Source organism: Serratia sp. X10 (assembly GCF_017811775.1).
Classification (GTDB): Bacteria; Pseudomonadota; Gammaproteobacteria; order Enterobacterales; family Enterobacteriaceae; genus Serratia; species Serratia ureilytica.
The window spans coordinates 455,761-472,637 of sequence record NZ_JAEIOH010000004.1; the positions used below are offsets into that span (position 1 = coordinate 455,761).

Annotated in this window: 14 protein-coding genes; 13 read left to right on the plus strand and 1 reads right to left on the minus strand. The window is 60.3% G+C overall.

Features of this window, described 5'->3' with window-relative positions:
* Positions 1 to 22: 22 nt before the first annotated feature.
* From J9788_RS16430 to cra, 4 genes are all read left to right on the plus strand, one after another.
* Positions 23 to 1,831: a long-chain fatty acid--CoA ligase gene (locus J9788_RS16430; RefSeq protein ID WP_046898120.1), complete on the plus strand. Its 1,809-nt coding sequence runs from the start codon at positions 23 to 25 to the stop codon at positions 1,829 to 1,831.
* A gap of 315 nt (positions 1,832 to 2,146) precedes the next feature.
* Positions 2,147 to 3,865 carry an acetolactate synthase 3 large subunit gene (gene ilvI / locus J9788_RS16435; RefSeq protein ID WP_046898121.1) on the plus strand — a complete coding sequence of 573 codons (1,719 nt, stop codon included), beginning with the start codon at positions 2,147 to 2,149 and terminating at the stop codon, positions 3,863 to 3,865.
* A 2-nt stretch (positions 3,866 to 3,867) separates the two neighbouring features.
* Entirely contained in the window at positions 3,868 to 4,359 is a 492-nt protein-coding gene (gene ilvN / locus J9788_RS16440; protein ID WP_004932806.1) for an acetolactate synthase small subunit, read from the plus strand.
* A gap of 218 nt (positions 4,360 to 4,577) precedes the next feature.
* Positions 4,578 to 5,582, plus strand: a complete 1,005-nt coding sequence (gene cra, locus J9788_RS16445) for a catabolite repressor/activator (RefSeq protein ID WP_004932801.1) — start codon at positions 4,578 to 4,580, stop codon at positions 5,580 to 5,582.
* 34 nt (positions 5,583 to 5,616) lie between these two features.
* Here cra and J9788_RS16450 read toward each other — a convergent pair whose 3' ends face one another.
* Positions 5,617 to 6,057, minus strand: a complete 441-nt coding sequence (locus tag J9788_RS16450) for an L-alanine exporter AlaE (protein ID WP_182265286.1) — start codon at positions 6,055 to 6,057, stop codon at positions 5,617 to 5,619.
* An 863-nt stretch (positions 6,058 to 6,920) separates the two neighbouring features.
* Between J9788_RS16450 and mraZ the strand changes: the two genes are divergently transcribed.
* The 9 genes from mraZ to ftsW are packed head-to-tail and all read left to right on the plus strand — an operon-like array spanning position 6,921 to position 16,875.
* Entirely contained in the window at positions 6,921 to 7,379 is a 459-nt protein-coding gene (gene mraZ, locus J9788_RS16455; protein ID WP_004932796.1) for a division/cell wall cluster transcriptional repressor MraZ, read from the plus strand.
* A 2-nt stretch (positions 7,380 to 7,381) separates the two neighbouring features.
* Positions 7,382 to 8,323 (plus strand): 16S rRNA (cytosine(1402)-N(4))-methyltransferase RsmH, encoded by a 942-nt coding sequence (gene rsmH, locus J9788_RS16460; protein ID WP_004932794.1) that lies wholly within the window; start codon positions 7,382 to 7,384, stop codon positions 8,321 to 8,323.
* On the plus strand, positions 8,320 to 8,640 hold the full coding sequence (gene ftsL / locus J9788_RS16465; protein WP_033651674.1) for a cell division protein FtsL: 321 nt from the start codon (positions 8,320 to 8,322) through the stop codon (positions 8,638 to 8,640). The genes rsmH and ftsL overlap by 4 nt, the downstream gene beginning before the upstream one ends.
* A 42-nt stretch (positions 8,641 to 8,682) precedes the next feature.
* On the plus strand, positions 8,683 to 10,446 hold the full coding sequence (locus J9788_RS16470; protein ID WP_004932790.1) for a peptidoglycan glycosyltransferase FtsI: 1,764 nt from the start codon (positions 8,683 to 8,685) through the stop codon (positions 10,444 to 10,446).
* Positions 10,433 to 11,920 (plus strand): UDP-N-acetylmuramoyl-L-alanyl-D-glutamate--2,6-diaminopimelate ligase, encoded by a 1,488-nt coding sequence (gene murE / locus J9788_RS16475; RefSeq protein WP_038873471.1) that lies wholly within the window; start codon positions 10,433 to 10,435, stop codon positions 11,918 to 11,920. The genes J9788_RS16470 and murE overlap by 14 nt, the downstream gene beginning before the upstream one ends.
* Positions 11,917 to 13,278 carry a UDP-N-acetylmuramoyl-tripeptide--D-alanyl-D-alanine ligase gene (murF, locus tag J9788_RS16480; protein ID WP_182265287.1) on the plus strand — a complete coding sequence of 454 codons (1,362 nt, stop codon included), beginning with the start codon at positions 11,917 to 11,919 and terminating at the stop codon, positions 13,276 to 13,278. The genes murE and murF overlap by 4 nt, the downstream gene beginning before the upstream one ends.
* On the plus strand, positions 13,272 to 14,354 hold the full coding sequence (mraY, locus tag J9788_RS16485; RefSeq protein ID WP_004932782.1) for a phospho-N-acetylmuramoyl-pentapeptide-transferase: 1,083 nt from the start codon (positions 13,272 to 13,274) through the stop codon (positions 14,352 to 14,354). The genes murF and mraY overlap by 7 nt, the downstream gene beginning before the upstream one ends.
* Positions 14,355 to 14,356: 2 nt before the next feature.
* A complete protein-coding gene (murD, locus tag J9788_RS16490; RefSeq protein WP_182265288.1) occupies positions 14,357 to 15,676 on the plus strand; it encodes a UDP-N-acetylmuramoyl-L-alanine--D-glutamate ligase in 1,320 nt (439 codons plus the stop codon).
* A complete protein-coding gene (gene ftsW, locus J9788_RS16495; RefSeq protein WP_015376649.1) occupies positions 15,673 to 16,875 on the plus strand; it encodes a cell division protein FtsW in 1,203 nt (400 codons plus the stop codon). The genes murD and ftsW overlap by 4 nt, the downstream gene beginning before the upstream one ends.
* Positions 16,876 to 16,877: the final 2 nt, after the last annotated feature.

Sequence of the window (16,877 nt, forward strand, 5' to 3'; positions counted from 1 at the left end):
TTCATTTCAGGCTTAGAGCACTATGATCACTAATCTGCTGCAATACCATTTGATCCATCGTATACAGCATCAAATCACCCACCGAGCCGATCGCACAGCTTTTCGCCAATGGTCGCCCAACGGCGAGTTTCAACTGACCTGGGAAGAGGCCGCCGTTCGCATCGATCGCATTGCCGCCGGGCTGTTGGCCCTGGGGGCCGAAGTGCAAGAGCGCATCGGCATTTTCGCCAATAACGGCATGGCCTGGTCGCTGGCCGATCTCGCGATTCTCCACCTGCGCGGCGTCAGCGTGCCGCTCTATTCCACCAATACGCCGGCGCAGGCGGCCTTCGTCATCAACGACGCTGACATTCGCATACTGTTCGTCGGCGAACAGGCGCAGTTGGATGCGGCCATCGCGCTGCGCGGCGTTTGCCCACAGCTGCGCCATATTATCGTGTTTGACCAAGATGCCGACCTGCGCGGCTGCGAGATAGCGCGACACCTGAGCGCCTTCGAGCATGCCGCCGATCCGGCGGCGTTTATCGCTCAACGTCGGCAGCGCATTGAAGAGTGCGACCTGCAGGACCTCTTCACCCTGATCTATACCTCGGGCACCACCGGCGAGCCGAAAGGGGTGATGCTGGATTACCGCAACCTGGCGGCGCAGCTCTACCTGCATGATGAGAGACTGACGGTCGGCGAAGAGGATGTGTCGCTAAGTTTCCTGCCGCTGTCGCATGTGTTCGAGCGTGCCTGGAGCTTCTTTGTCATGCATTCCGGCGCGCAGAACGTCTTCCTGCCGAACACCGACTGGGTGCGGGAAGCGATGGGGCAGGTTCGCCCGACGCTGATGTGCGCGGTACCGCGTTTCTACGAGAAGATTTTCAGCGCGGTGCATGAAAAAGTGGCGCGCGCCCCTTGGCTGCGCCGCGCGCTGTTCCACTGGGCGATCGTCTGCGGGGAGCGCAAGTTCCTTCAGGAGCGGGCCGGCAAACCGTTGGGCAAACTGTTCGAACTCTCTCATCGCTGGGCCGACAAGCTGGTATTGAGCAAGCTGCGCGGCATCCTCGGCGGGCGGGTGCGCTTCCTGCCGGCGGCGGGCGCCAAGCTGGATGACAATGTGATCCTGTTTTTCCAGGCGATGGGCGTCAACATCAAGTACGGCTATGGCATGACCGAAACCTGTGCGACCGTGTCCTGCTGGGAAGAAGGGCATTTCCGCTTCGGCTCTATCGGCAAACCGCTGCCGGAGGTCGAGGTGCGCATCGGTGAAGAAAATGAAATCCAGGTGCGCGGGCCGATCGTGATGCGCGGCTATTTCAACAAACCGTTGGAAACCGCCGCTACCTTTACCGCAGACGGCTGGCTGAAAACCGGCGACGCCGGGGCGATCGATGAAGAGGGCAATCTGTTCATCACCGAGCGCCTTAAGGATTTGATGAAAACCTCCGGCGGCAAATACATCGCGCCGCAGATGCTGGAAGGCACGCTGGCGCAGGACCGCTTTATCGAGCAGGTGGCGATCATCGCCGATGCGCGCAAGTTCGTTTCCGCGCTGATCGTGCCGTGCTTTGAGTCGCTGGAAGAGTACGCGAAGTCAGTCAACCTGAAGTATCAGGATCGCCTGGAGCTGCTGCGCAACGGTGAAATCCTCGAGATGTTCGAAAAGCGTCTGCGCGAGATGCAAAAGGAGCTGGCGCGCTTCGAACAGGTGAAGAAGTTCACGCTGCTGCCGGCGGCCTTTTCCATGGAGTTGGGGGAGCTGACGCCAACGCTCAAACTGCGCCGCAAAGTGATCCTGCAGCGCTATCAGCGTGAAATCGACTCCATGTACCAGGAACAGCCCTGAGGCCGCCGCCGGACCGCGCGTTCGGCGAAAAAAACGGCATATTCTTCGCCTGATTTAGTTCTGTAATTTCCCCTCTGTTCGAAACAATGCCTAGCCTGACCCCCCTGGGGCTAGCGCATTGTTTTTATAAAGTCGCGATATCCAGCCGCTTGGCAATAACCCCGCCGCCGTTAAGCCATTTTGCCGTTTGCCTGCCCCATATTCTGACGTTATGTTAATTCGATAGTGACAACCCATAAAATTTAGGGGCATTGCCCCGCAGCAGGCGCTACGTTCCGGCGCCAGAGAAGAATAAGCAAGCCTGGAGGCAAACCCATGGAGATGTTGTCAGGAGCCGAGATGGTCGTCCGATCGTTGATCGATCAGGGCGTTAAACATGTATTCGGCTACCCCGGCGGGGCGGTGCTCGATATCTACGACGCCCTGCATACGGTCGGAGGGATCGATCATATTCTGGTGCGCCACGAGCAAGGGGCGGTGCACATGGCCGACGGTTACGCGCGCGCCACCGGCGAAGTGGGCGTGGTGCTGGTGACGTCCGGCCCCGGCGCCACCAACGCCATTACCGGTATCGCTACCGCTTATATGGACTCGATCCCGATGGTCGTCCTGTCGGGGCAGGTGCCCAGCTCGCTGATCGGCTACGACGCCTTCCAGGAGTGCGATATGGTGGGGATTTCTCGGCCGGTGGTGAAACACAGCTTCCTGGTGAAACGTACCGAAGACATTCCGGCGGTGTTGAAAAAGGCCTTTTACCTGGCCTCCAGCGGCCGCCCCGGCCCGGTGGTGATCGACCTGCCGAAAGACATCGTCGGCCCGGCGGTGCGGATGCCTTATGCCTATCCGCAGGACGTGAGCATGCGTTCTTATAACCCGACGGTGCAGGGCCACCGCGGGCAAATCAAACGCGCGCTGCAAACCATTCTGGCGGCCAAAAAGCCGGTGATGTACGTCGGCGGCGGCGCGATCAACGCCGGCTGCGAAGCCGAACTGTTGGCGTTGGCGGAGCAGCTGAATCTGCCGGTGACCAGCAGCCTGATGGGGTTGGGGGCCTTCCCCGGCACCCATCGCCAGAGCGTCGGCATGCTCGGCATGCACGGCACCTATGAAGCCAATAAAACCATGCATCATGCCGACGTGATCTTCGCCGTCGGCGTGCGTTTCGACGATCGTACGACCAACAATCTGGCCAAATACTGTCCGGACGCCACCGTGCTGCACATCGATATCGATCCGACCTCGATCTCCAAAACGGTGGACGCTGATATCCCGATCGTCGGCGATGCCAGGCAGGTGCTGGTGCAGATGCTGGAACTGCTGGCGCAGGACGAGAAAGCGCAGGATCACGATGCGCTGCGCGATTGGTGGCAGTCTATCGAGCAGTGGCGCGCCCGCGACTGCCTGGGCTACGACAAAAACAGCGGCACCATCAAGCCGCAGGCGGTGATTGAAACCCTGCATCGCCTGACCAAAGGCGACGCCTATGTGACCTCGGACGTGGGCCAACACCAGATGTTCGCCGCGCTCTATTATCCGTTCGACAAACCGCGCCGTTGGATCAACTCCGGCGGCCTCGGCACCATGGGCTTCGGCCTGCCGGCGGCATTGGGCGTCAAGCTGGCGCTGCCGGAGGAAACCGTGGTGTGCGTGACCGGCGACGGCAGCATTCAGATGAATATTCAGGAGCTGTCCACCGCGCTGCAATATAACCTGCCGGTGGTGGTGGTGAACCTCAACAACCGCTATCTGGGCATGGTCAAGCAGTGGCAGGACATGATTTATTCCGGCCGTCATTCGCAGTCTTACATGGATTCGCTGCCGGACTTCGTCAAGCTGGCCGAGGCTTACGGCCATGTCGGCATCGCCATCCGCACGCCGGATGAGCTGGAAAGCAAGCTGGCGCAGGCGCTGGCGGAAAAAGAGCGGCTGGTGTTTGTCGACGTGACCGTCGATGAAACCGAACATGTCTACCCGATGCAGATCCGCGGCGGAAGCATGGACGAAATGTGGCTTAGCAAAACGGAGAGGACCTGATCATGCGCCGTATTTTATCTGTCTTGCTGGAAAACGAATCCGGCGCCCTGTCACGCGTGGTGGGGTTGTTCTCCCAGCGCGGTTACAACATCGAGAGCCTGACGGTGGCGCCGACCGACGATCCGACGCTGTCGCGCATGACTATCCAGACCGTCGGCGACGAGAAAGTGCTGGAGCAGATTGAGAAGCAGTTGCACAAGCTGGTGGACGTGTTGCGCGTCAGCGAGCTGGTGCAGGGCGCTCACGTTGAACGCGAGATCATGCTGGTGAAGCTGCAGGCCAGCGGCTACGGCCGTGAAGAGGTGAAGCGCTGCGCCGACATTTTCCGTGGCCAGATCGTCGATGTGACGGCGACGCTGTATACGGTGCAGTTGGCCGGCACCAGCGACAAGCTGGACGCCTTCCTGAGCGCGGTGCGTGAAGTGGCGGAGATTGTGGAAGTGGCGCGTTCCGGCGTGGTCGGCGTGTCGCGCGGCGATAAAATCATGCGCTGAGCGCGGTCTGGCGGCGAATAATCGGGGGCGCGGCGTGGCTGCGCCCTTTGTTTTTCGGCCTTTTTTGCCCGATTGCCGGCACCTTTCGGCAAAAGCGGTTGCTAGGCAGTGTTTTCTGCTGTTAGATCGCAGAGGCTGGATTGAATAACCGCACGGGATGCCATGGTTAATCCGAGCACAGCCTTCACTTCTATTTTCAGCGTCATTAAGGGGTTAATGTGAAACTGGATGAAATCGCGCGTCTCGCGGGCGTTTCGCGCACGACGGCCAGTTATGTCATCAACGGCAAGGCGAAGCAGTATCGTGTCAGCGATAAAACCGTCGAGAAAGTGATGGCCGTGGTCAGGGAGCATAACTATCACCCGAATGCCGTCGCGGCGGGGCTGCGCGCCGGGCGCACCCGTTCTATCGGCCTGGTGATCCCGGATCTGGAAAATACCAGCTATACCCGCATCGCCAACTACCTGGAGCGCCAGGCGCGCCAGCGGGGTTACCAATTGCTGATCGCCTGTTCCGAAGATCAGCCGGACAACGAAATGCGCTGCATTGAGCACCTGCTGCAGCGTCAGGTGGACGCCATCATCGTATCCACCGCCTTGCCGCCGGAGCATCCTTTCTATCAACGCTGGGCCAACGATCCGCTGCCGATCATCGCGCTGGACCGCGCGCTGGATCGCGAGCATTTCATCAGCGTTGTGGGCGCCGATCAGGAAGACGCTTTTGCATTGGCGCAGGAGCTGCGCACCTTCCCGGCGGAGTCGGTGCTGTACCTGGGCGCCTTGCCGGAGCTTTCGGTCAGCTTCCTGCGTGAGCAGGGCTTCCGCCAGGCCTGGCAAGAGGATCCCCGCCACGTCGATTACCTGTACGCCAACAGCTACGAACGCGAAGCCGCCGGCGCGCTGTTTGCCGAATGGCTGAAAACGCACCCGATGCCGCAGGCGCTGTTTACCACGTCGTTCTCTTTATTGCAGGGCGTGATGGACGTGACGCTGAAGCAACGCGGCCGCTTGCCGACCGATCTGGCGATCGCCACCTTCGGCGATCATGAACTGTTGGATTTCCTTGAGTGCCCGGTATTGGCGGTAGCGCAGCGCCACCGCGACGTGGCCGAGCGCGTGCTGGAACTGGTGCTGGCCAGCCTGGACGAACCGCGTAAACCCAAACCGGGGCTGACGCGCATTCGCCGCAATCTGTTCCGCCGCGGCAGTCTGAGCCGCAAGTAGTTTGCCTGACAGGGGCCCGCGTTGGCGGGCCCCTTTAGACGTAACCCACCACCCGAAACAGCCGCCGGCAGTATTCCAGGAAGTAACCATACACCACGCCCATCGCCATGGAGACCAGCGCATTGCTGGTTACCGCCGCCAGCATTTGTTGGCCGTCGGCGCCCACGCTCCATAAAATTGCAGCATAAACCGGCGACTGGAAGCTGACATAGGCCAGCAGATCGGCGAGATTGCGCAGCAGGAACTGGCCGTGCGGGCAACGGCGCGCAGTGCGGATAAACAGATCGCGATAGCGGCCATAAGGCCAGGCGATCAGAATGTTGACCGGGATCGACAACAGGCGTGAAGAGAGGGATTGCTGGAAGCTCATGCCGGAGATCAACACTTCAATCGCCATACCGGCGATAAAGCAGTACACCACCAGTGCAAACGTATCGGCAGCGGCGCTGCGCCAGTGTGCGGCGGGCGAAAGCATGCACTTCTCCTTTTGTGTTAATGTGTTGTTGATTTGTTTGTGTTTGGTTGTTAATTCTGGTTTTTTGCTTTTTATATAGTTTACTAATCTAGTTTGTGTTTTTTAACTAGATTTATATTTTTATTTTTAACATTTGTTCGGTTTTTGTCCCGCTGAACCGGGGCACAGGAAGGGGCGGAGAGATTAAAATCGGTGTTTTTAAATAAACCTATTAAAAACATGCTGTTGCGATTTTTTGTGTCCGCAGGGGGATTTTTCCGGCAAAAATTGTGGAAATAAAGGTGTAAGAAAATGAAACCATAATTGTAAACAGGTGTTTTGGGAATAATCTTACCAAATTGATTTAAATCGAAATTACTTCTGCTCGTAATATCCGAGCCATTTATTTTCGCCGTGCTCTCATCACGGCGGTGAAAATTGAAGTAAAATAGCGCGCAGTTTCACGGTGAATAACGATTGAGCGTTATTAACTCAAGGAGTTATGGCCTTATTCTGCGGTCGACTCGTCAGGCGCCGAGCCTTGGCGCGCGCGGGGCGGCAGCGGTTACAGCCCTGAGATTGCCGAGCTGAAAAATGAGACATGGCTTGCAGAAGGAAGTAATGAGTTAATTAATCGCCAGTTCGTCAGGTTTTTAATCAGATTCTTTCCGCTTAGAAAATTCTCTCCGTTTATCATGGTGTTAATTTTTAATCGTCGAATAATCAGAGTTTCTTTCGCGAGTCAGCTCCCAAAATGACCAGAGAAATATTGCCAAAGCGCTGGCGCTCTGGCTTGACAAGGTTTTCATACCCTCCGTAAACTCCATTGTGTGGGAATTTGTGGGGTAAAGTGGTGAAAACGGTCACTAAGGGGTAGCTCAGGAATGTTCCGTGGAGCGACGATGGTCAACCTCGACAGCAAAGGGCGGCTCGCCGTACCTACCCGATATCGGGAATTGCTCAACGAGGAATCGCAAGGCCAAATGGTCTGTACCATTGACCTCCATCAGCCCTGCCTGCTGCTTTATCCTTTGCCCGAATGGGAAATTATTGAACAAAAATTATCACGTCTGTCGAGCATGAATCCCGCCGAGCGCCGCGTTCAGCGCCTGCTGTTGGGACATGCCAGTGAGTGTCAGATGGATAGTGCCGGTCGTTTGCTGTTAGCCAGTACGCTGCGGCAACACGCCGGGCTCACGAAAGAAGTGATGCTGGTCGGTCAGTTCAACAAGTTTGAACTGTGGGATGAACAGACCTGGTATCAACAAGTCAAGGATGATATTGACGCTGAACAGTCGACTCAGGAACCGTTGTCTGAGCGGCTACAGGACTTGTCGCTATAAGCATGTTGGAAAACTATAAACACACCACCGTCCTGCTGGACGAAGCCGTCAACGGCCTCAATATCCGCAGCAACGGCATATATATCGACGGTACTTTTGGTCGCGGTGGCCATTCTCGTCTGATTCTGTCCCAGCTGGGGCCGGAAGGGCGCTTGCTGGCAATTGACCGTGACCCTCAGGCGATTGCAGCCGCCAAATCTATTGAAGATCCTCGTTTTACCATCGTACACGGCCCATTTTCCGAGTTGTCGCACTATGTGCGGGAGCGCGAGCTGGTGGGCAAGATCGACGGCGTTCTGCTCGATCTGGGCGTTTCCTCGCCGCAGCTTGACGACGCGGAGCGCGGGTTCTCCTTTATGCGCGACGGTCCGCTGGACATGCGCATGGATCCGTCCACCGGCCTGTCCGCCGCGGAATGGCTGATGAAGGCCGAAGCGGACGACATCGCCTGGGTGCTGAAAACCTTCGGCGAAGAGCGTTTCGCCAAGCGCATCGCGCGCGCCATCGTCGAAAGAAACCGCGTGGAGCCGATGACGCGCACCAAAGAGCTGGCGGATCTGATCGCCGATGCCAGCCCGTTCCGTGAAAAGCACAAGCATCCGGCGACGCGCAGCTTCCAGGCGATCCGCATTTATATCAACAGCGAGCTGGAAGAGATCGAGCGTGCGCTCGACGGCGCGCTGGAAGTGCTGGCCCCGCAGGGCCGTTTGTCGATCATCAGCTTCCACTCGCTGGAAGACCGCATCGTCAAACGCTTTATGCGACACCACAGCCGCGGCGCCCAGGTGCCGGCCGGCATTCCGTTGACCGAGGAGCAACTGCGCGGCATGGGCGGGCGAACGCTGAAAGCGCTGGGCAAAATGATGCCGTCGGAAGCGGAAGTAGCGGACAACCCGCGTGCGCGCAGCTCGGTGCTGCGCATTGCTGAGAGGATGCCCGCGTGATTGGCAACGAACGTCACGGCCTGGTCGGGGTGATTGGCGGCGATCTGCTGCGCAACGCCAAGATCCCCATGATTTTACTGATTGCGTCACTGGTCTCCGCGATTTTCGTGGTGACCACCGCGCACCGCACCCGCCTGCTGACCGCCGAACGCGAGCAGCTGGTTCTGGAGCGCGATGCGCTGGATATCGAGTGGCGCAACCTGATTTTAGAAGAGAACGCCCTCGGCGATCACAGCCGGGTTGAACGTATCGCGACAGAAAAACTGCAGATGCAACACGTTGATCCATCGCAGGAAAATATCATCGTTAAACAATGAATGGTTTAACCGGAATAATGACACGGAGTAGAAAGGAAACGCATGAAAGCAGCGCGCCCCGGTAAGTTGAGACGCCAGGAAGATCAGGCCAGCTTTGTCAGCTGGCGTTTTGCGTTGCTGTGCGGCTGCATTTTGCTGGCGATGGTTGGCCTGATGCTGCGCGTCGCGTACCTGCAGGTCATCAACCCCGATCGTCTGGTGAAAGAAGGCGACATGCGTTCGCTGCGCGTGCAGGAAGTGCCGACCGCGCGCGGCATGATCAGCGATCGCGCTGGCCGTCCGTTGGCGGTCAGCGTGCCGGTGAATGCGGTGTGGGCCGATCCGAAAGAGCTGAACGAACGCGGCGGCATCACGCTGGACAGCCGTTGGAAAGCGCTTTCCGATGCGCTCAACATCCCGCTGGACCAGCTTTCCAACCGCATCAACGCCAACCCGAAAGGGCGCTTCGTTTATCTGGCGCGCCAGGTTAACCCGGCGATCGGCGATTACATCCACAAACTCAAGCTGCCGGGGATCTACCTGCGGCAGGAGTCGCGCCGTTACTACCCGGCGGGGCAGGTGACGTCGCACATCATCGGCGTGACCAACATCGACGGGCAAGGCATCGAAGGCGTCGAGAAGAGCTTCGATCGCTGGCTGACCGGGCAACCGGGCGAGAGAACGGTGCGCAAGGACCGCTTCGGCCGAGTGATTGAAGATATCTCCTCCGTCGACAGCCAGGCGGCGCATAACCTGGTGCTGAGCGTCGATGAGCGCCTGCAGGCGCTGGTGTATCGCGAGCTGAACAACGCCGTGGCGTTCAACAAGGCCGAATCGGGCACTGCGGTGCTGATCGACGTGAACACCGGCGAAGTGCTGGCGATGGCCAACAGCCCGTCTTACAACCCGAACAACATGGCCGGTACGCCGAAAGAAACCATGCGTAACCGCGCTATCACCGATATTTTTGAACCCGGTTCAACCGTGAAGCCAATGGTGGTGATGACCGCGCTGCAAAACGGCGTGGTGCGAGAAAACAGCGTGCTGAACACCATCCCGTACCGCATTCAGGGCCACGAGATCAAAGACGTGGCGCGGTACTCGGAGCTGTCATTGACCGGGATCTTGCAGAAGTCGAGTAACGTCGGTGTTTCAAAGCTGGCGTTAGCGATGCCGTCCTCAGCGTTAGTAGATACTTACTCTCGTTTTGGGCTGGGAAAAGCGACCAATTTGGGGCTGGTCGGAGAAAGCAGTGGCATATACCCAAAAAAACAACGGTGGTCTGACATAGAGAGGGCCACCTTCTCTTTCGGCTACGGGCTGATGGTAACTCCGTTACAGTTGGCGCGAGTCTATGCAACGATCGGCAGTCTGGGCGTGTATCGCCCATTGTCGATCACCAAGGTTGACCCTCCGGTCGCCGGCGAACGCGTTTTCCCTGAACCTCTGGTGCGCACCGTGGTGCACATGATGGAAAGCGTGGCCTTGCCGGGCGGCGGCGGCGTGAAAGCCGCCATCAAGGGATACCGTATCGCCATCAAAACCGGTACCGCGAAAAAAGTGGGCCCGGACGGCAAATACGTCAACCGATACATCGCTTATACCGCCGGCGTCGCGCCGGCAAGTAACCCCCGTTTTGCCCTGGTGGTCGTCATCAACGACCCGCAGGGTGGGAAATACTATGGTGGCGCAATCTCCGCGCCGGTGTTCGGCGCCATCATGGGCGGCGTCTTGCGCACCATGAACGTCGAGCCTGACGCGTTGCCCACCGGTGACAAAAGCGAATTAGTGATTAACAAGAAAGAGGGTTCAGGTGGCAGATCGTAATTTGCGCGACTTACTCGCCCCGTGGGTGCCGACGGCGCCCGGGCGCGCGCTGCGGGAAATGACATTAGACAGCCGTGTGGCGGCTGCCGGGGATCTGTTTGTCGCCGTGGTCGGCCATCAAACGGATGGACGCCGCTATATTCCGCAGGCCATTGCGCAGGGCGTCGCCGCCGTGATCGCCGAAGCTGACGGTCAGGCCGAAGACGGCGCCATCGTTGAGATGCACGGCGTGCCGGTGATCTACCTGAGCCAACTGAACCAGCGCCTTTCCGCGCTGGCCGGGCGTTTTTACCATCAGCCGGGCGAGCGTCTGCGCTTGGTCGGCGTGACCGGCACCAACGGCAAAACCACCACCACACAGTTGTTGGCGCAGTGGAGCCAACTGCTGGGCGAAACCAGCGCGGTGATGGGCACTGTCGGCAACGGTCTGCTGGGCCAGGTCTGCCCGACCGAGAATACCACCGGTTCTGCGGTGGATGTTCAACACGTATTAAACGACTTGGCGGAACAGGGCGCGACCTTCGCCGCGATGGAAGTCTCATCCCACGGTTTGGTGCAACACCGGGTGGCGGCGCTGCCGTTCGCTGCCGCGGTCTTCACCAACCTGAGCCGCGATCACCTGGATTACCACGGTGACATGGCCAATTACGAAGCGGCCAAATGGTCGCTGTTCGCCGCCCACAATGTGGGGCAGGCGATCATCAACGCCGACGATGAAGTCGGCCAGCGCTGGCTGAGCAAGCTGCCGGATGCGGTGGCGGTGACGATGCAGGGCAACCTGCAGCCGGGCTGTCACGGCCGCTGGCTGAAAACCACGGCGGTCGATTATCACGACAACGGCGCCACGGTTCGGTTCAGCTCCAGCTGGGGCGACGGCGAGATCGAAAGCCGCCTGATGGGCGCTTTCAACGTCAGCAATCTGCTGTTGGCATTGGCGACGCTGCTGTCGCTGGGCTACCCGCTGGAGGCGCTGGTGGAAACCGGCAACCGTCTGCAGCCGGTCTGCGGCCGCATGGAAGTGTTCAACGCGCCGGGCAAACCGACGGTCGTGGTGGATTACGCCCACACGCCGGATGCGCTGGAGAAAGCGCTGGAAGCGGCGCGCCTGCACTGCCAGGGGCAGCTGTGGTGCGTCTTCGGCTGCGGCGGCGATCGCGACAAGGGCAAGCGTCCGCTGATGGGCGGCATCGCCGAGCAGTTCGCCGATCGCGTGGTGATCACCGATGACAACCCGCGTACCGAAGAGCCGCGCGCGATTATCAACGATATCCTGACCGGATTGCTGGACGCCGGGCAGGCGCTGGTGATCCACGGCCGCGCCGAAGCGGTGACCAGCGCCATCATGCAGGCGCAGGAGCAGGATGTGGTGTTGGTGGCGGGCAAAGGCCATGAAGATTATCAGCTGGTGGGCAACCGCCGCCTGGATTACTCCGACCGCACGACGGTCGCCCGACTGCTGGGGGTGTTGGCATGATCCCTGTCTCTCTTCAGACACTGGCTGAGGTATTGAGCGCTGAACCGATCGGCGCCGATTGCCAAATTGTCGAGGTGACGACAGACACCCGCAAGGTGACCGCCGGTTGCCTGTTTGTGGCGCTGAAAGGCGAGCGTTTCGACGCGCACGACTTCGCGGCGGATGCCGTAGCCGCAGGCGCCGGGGCGTTGCTGGTCAGTAAGCGCTTATTGGTGGACGTGCCGCAGCTGGTGGTGAAAGACACCCGTCTGGCGCTGGGGCAGCTTGGCGCCTGGGTGCGTCAGCAGGTGCCGGCGCGCGTGGTGGCGCTGACCGGTTCCTCGGGCAAGACATCGGTGAAAGAAATGACCGCCGCCATTCTGCGTGAATGCGGCGAAGTGCTGTATACCGCCGGCAACTTCAATAACGACATCGGCGTGCCGTTGACGCTGTTGCGTCTGGAGCCGCAGCATGATTTTGCCGTGATAGAGCTGGGCGCTAACCACATTGGCGAAATTGCTTACACCACCGCATTGACGCGTCCGCAGACCGCTTTGGTGAACAACCTGGCGGCGGCGCACCTGGAAGGCTTCGGCTCGCTGGCCGGCGTCGCCCAGGCGAAAGGTGAAATCTTTACCGGCCTGCCGGCCGACGGCGTGGCGATCATCAACGCCGATAACAACGACTGGCCGCACTGGCAGAGCATGCTGGGCGGCAAAACCGTCTGGCGCTTCTCGCCGCAGGCGGCCAAAGGCGTGGACTTCTTCGCGGACGACGTGCGGGTGAACGGCGCAGGCACGCAGTTTACGCTGCACAGCCCGTTCGGCACCGCCGAGATCGCACTGCCGCTGCCGGGGCGCCACAACGTGGCCAACGCGCTGGCGGCCACGGCGCTGGCGATGTCGGTGGGCGCCACCCTGGAAGCGGTGCGTCAGGGGTTAAAACAATTGCAGGCGGTGCCGGGGCGTTTGTTCCCGGTGGCGCTGGCCGAAGGCAAGCTGCTGCTGGACGACAGCTACAACGCCAACGTCGGGTCGATGACCGCGGCGGCGCAGGTGCTGGCGGAGATGCCGGGCTACCGCGTGATGGTGGTCGGCGATATGGCCGAGCTGGGCGCAGAAGCGGAAGAGTGCCACCGTCAGGTGGGTGAAGCCGCCCGCCAGGCCGGGGTCGATAAAGTGATCAGCGTCGGCGGGTTGAGCCGCGTGCTGAGCGAGGCTTCCGGCAACGGCGAACATTATCAGGACAAGACAGCAGTGATCGCGCGCGTGGCGGAATTACTGTCGGAACATGCGGTCATCACCGTGTTAATCAAAGGTTCACGTAGTGCCGCAATGGAGCAGGTAGTACGCGCGTTACAGGAGAAAGCACCATGTTAGTTTGGCTGGCCGAGCATTTGGTCAAGTATTACTCAGGCTTCAACGTCTTTTCTTATCTGACGTTCCGAGCCATTGTCAGCCTGCTGACCGCGCTGTTCCTGTCGCTGTGGATGGGCCCGCGGGTGATCAAGCGTCTGCAAGAAATGTCCTTCGGCCAGGTGGTGCGTAACGACGGCCCCGAGTCGCACTTCAGCAAACGCGGCACGCCGACCATGGGCGGCATCATGATCCTGACCTCCATCACCATTTCGGTGCTGATGTGGGCCTATCCGTCCAACCCGTATGTCTGGTGCGTGCTGTTTGTGCTGGTGGGTTACGGCATTGTCGGTTTCGTCGATGACTACCGCAAGGTGGTGCGTAAGGACACCAAAGGACTGATCGCCCGCTGGAAGTATTTCTGGCAGTCGGTGATTGCGCTGATTGTCGCATTCGCCATGTACGCCGTAGGAAAAGACACGCCAGCCACCGAGCTGGTTGTGCCGTTCTTTAAGGACGTGATGCCGCAGTTGGGCTTGCTGTACATCCTGCTGGCCTATTTCGTCATCGTCGGCACCAGCAACGCGGTCAACCTGACCGACGGTCTGGACGGCCTGGCGATTATGCCGACGGTATTCGTGGCGGCCGGTTTCGCGCTGGTGGCCTGGGCGACCGGTAACATGAACTTCGCCAACTACCTGCATATTCCGTATCTGCGTCATGCCGGTGAGTTGGTGATCGTCTGCACCGCCATCGTCGGCGCCGGCCTCGGGTTCCTGTGGTTCAACACCTACCCGGCTCAGGTGTTTATGGGCGACGTCGGTTCGCTGGCGCTGGGCGGCGCGCTGGGCACCATCGCGGTGCTGCTGCGCCAGGAGTTCTTGTTGGTGATCATGGGCGGCGTGTTCGTGGTAGAGACGCTGTCGGTGATCCTGCAGGTGGGATCGTTCAAGCTGCGCGGACAACGCATTTTCCGCATGGCGCCGATTCACCACCACTATGAATTGAAAGGCTGGCCGGAGCCGCGCGTGATCGTGCGCTTCTGGATCATTTCGCTGATGCTGGTGCTGATTGGCCTGGCAACGCTGAAGGTGCGTTAATCATGGCAGACTATCAGGGTAGAAAAGTCGTCATCATCGGGTTGGGCCTCACCGGCCTGTCCTGTGTCGATTTCTTCATGGCGCGCGGCGTGACGCCGCGCGTGATGGATACCCGTATCGCGCCGCCAGGGTTGGACAAACTGCCTGAAAGCGTGGAGCGCCATCTGGGCGATCTGAACCAGGACTGGCTGCTGGCGGCGGATCTGATCGTCGCCAGCCCGGGCGTCGCGCTGGCGACCCCGGCATTGAGCGCCGCGGCGGAAGCCGGCGTGGAAATCGTCGGCGACGTCGAACTGTTCTGCCGCGAGGCGCAGGCGCCGATCGTGGCGATTACCGGCTCCAACGGCAAGAGCACCGTCACCACCCTGGTGGGCGAGATGGCGAAAGCCGCCGGTTGGGCGGTGGGCGTGGGCGGCAATATCGGCCTGCCGGCGCTGAGCCTGTTGCGTCAGGAATGTCAGCTGTATGTGCTGGAGCTGTCCAGCTTCCAGCTGGAAACGACGTATAGCCTGCGGGCGGCGGCGGCGACCATCCTGAACGTGACCGAAGATCATATGGATCGCTATCCGTTCGGCCTGCAGCAGTATCGCGGCGCCAAGCTGCGCGTGTATGAAAACGCCGCGGTGTGCGTGGTGAACGCGGACGATGCGCTGACCATGCCGGTGCGCGGCGCCGACGAACGCTGCGTCAGCTTCGGGGCGGACGTGGGCGACTATCACCTGAACCGTCAGCAGGGGGAAACCTGGCTGCGGGTGCGCGGTGAGAAGGTGCTGAACACGCGCGAGATGAAGCTGACCGGCCGCCACAATTACACCAACGCTCTGGCGGCGCTGGCGCTGGCGGATGCGGTCAATATCCCGCGTGCCTCCAGCCTGAAGGCGCTGACCACCTTCACCGGCCTGGCGCACCGCTTCCAGCTGGCCTGGGAGAACAACGGCGTGCGTTGGATCAACGATTCCAAAGCCACCAACGTCGGCAGCACCGAAGCGGCGCTGAACGGCCTGCAGGTGGACGGCACGCTGCATCTGCTGCTGGGCGGCGACGGCAAGTCCGCCGATTTCTCGCCGCTGGCGCGCTATCTGCAGGGCGACAACGTGCGTTTGTATTGCTTTGGCCGCGACGGCGCCCAGCTGGCGCAGCTGCGGCCGGAAGTGGCGACGCTGACCGAGACCATGGAGCAGGCGATGCGCACCATCGCCGGCCGCGTACAGCCCGGCGATATGGTGCTGTTGTCGCCGGCCTGCGCCAGTCTCGATCAGTTCCGTAATTTTGAAGTGCGCGGCGATGAGTTCGCCCGCCTGGCGCAGGAGCTTGGCGGATGAAACTACGCTTGCCGAACTTCGGGCTGACAGAACGGCTGAAAGACTGGGTGACCGGCGCGCGCGACAACGACGCGGTCAACATGGTGCTGTACGATCGCACCCTGCTGTGGCTGACCTTCGGGTTGGCGATCATCGGCTTCGTGATGGTGACCTCGGCGTCGATGCCGATCGGCCAACGCCTGGCGGACGATCCGTTCCTGTTCGCCAAACGCGATGCGCTGTACCTCGGCCTGGCGTTCGGCCTGTCGCTGGTGACGCTGCGCATCCCGATGGAAGTTTGGCAGCGCTACAGCAACGTGATGCTGCTGATGTCGATCGTGATGCTGCTGATCGTCCTGGTGGTGGGGAGCTCGGTGAACGGGGCCTCGCGCTGGATCGCGCTCGGCCCGCTGCGTATTCAGCCAGCGGAGCTGTCCAAGCTGTCGCTGTTCTGCTACCTGGCGAGCTATCTGGTGCGCAAGGTGGAAGAGGTGCGCAGCAACTTCTGGGGCTTCTGCAAGCCGATGGGCGTCATGGTGGTGCTGGCGGTGCTGCTGCTGGCGCAGCCGGACCTCGGCACCGTGGTGGTGCTGTTCATCACCACGCTGGCGATGCTGTTCCTGGCCGGTGCGAAAATGTGGCAGTTCCTGGCGATCATCGGCTCCGGCGTGTTCGCCGTGGTGCTGCTGATTATCGCGGAACCGTACCGTATGCGCCGCGTGACCTCGTTCTGGAACCCGTGGGCCGACCCGTTCGGCAGCGGCTACCAGTTGACCCAGTCGCTGATGGCGTTCGGTCGCGGCGAGTTCTGGGGGCAGGGGCTCGGCAACTCGGTGCAGAAACTGGAGTATTTGCCGGAAGCGCACACCGACTTCATCTTCTCCATTTTGGGTGAAGAACTGGGCTATATCGGTGTGGTTTTAGCCCTGTTAATGGTATTCTTCGTCGCTTTTCGCGCGATGTCCATCGGGCGCCGCGCGCTGGAGATCGACCAACGCTTCTCCGGCTTCTTGGCCTGCGCGATCGGCGTGTGGTTCAGCTTCCAGGCGCTGGTTAACGTCGGCGCCGCCGCAGGCATGCTGCCGACCAAAGGTCTGACGCTGCCGCTGATCAGTTACGGCGGCTCGAGCTTGCTGATTATGTCGACGGCGATCGTGCTGTTGCTGCGAATTGATTATGAAACGCGCCTGACCAAGGCTCAGGCGTTTGTGAAGAGGTAAGG

What these genes read in the sequence shown, in the direction of transcription:
- J9788_RS16430 (WP_046898120.1), top strand. Translation starts at nt 23, where the DNA reads ATGATCACTAATCTGCTGCAATACCATTTGATCCATCGTATACAGCAT.
- ilvI (WP_046898121.1), top strand. Translation starts at nt 2,147, where the DNA reads ATGGAGATGTTGTCAGGAGCCGAGATGGTCGTCCGATCGTTGATCGAT.
- ilvN (WP_004932806.1), top strand. Translation starts at nt 3,868, where the DNA reads ATGCGCCGTATTTTATCTGTCTTGCTGGAAAACGAATCCGGCGCCCTG.
- J9788_RS16450 (WP_182265286.1), bottom strand. Translation starts at nt 6,057, where the DNA reads ATGCTTTCGCCCGCCGCACACTGGCGCAGCGCCGCTGCCGATACGTTT.
- mraZ (WP_004932796.1), top strand. Translation starts at nt 6,921, where the DNA reads ATGTTCCGTGGAGCGACGATGGTCAACCTCGACAGCAAAGGGCGGCTC.
- rsmH (WP_004932794.1), top strand. Translation starts at nt 7,382, where the DNA reads ATGTTGGAAAACTATAAACACACCACCGTCCTGCTGGACGAAGCCGTC.
- J9788_RS16470 (WP_004932790.1), top strand. Translation starts at nt 8,683, where the DNA reads ATGAAAGCAGCGCGCCCCGGTAAGTTGAGACGCCAGGAAGATCAGGCC.
- murF (WP_182265287.1), top strand. Translation starts at nt 11,917, where the DNA reads ATGATCCCTGTCTCTCTTCAGACACTGGCTGAGGTATTGAGCGCTGAA.
- mraY (WP_004932782.1), top strand. Translation starts at nt 13,272, where the DNA reads ATGTTAGTTTGGCTGGCCGAGCATTTGGTCAAGTATTACTCAGGCTTC.
- murD (WP_182265288.1), top strand. Translation starts at nt 14,357, where the DNA reads ATGGCAGACTATCAGGGTAGAAAAGTCGTCATCATCGGGTTGGGCCTC.
- ftsW (WP_015376649.1), top strand. Translation starts at nt 15,673, where the DNA reads ATGAAACTACGCTTGCCGAACTTCGGGCTGACAGAACGGCTGAAAGAC.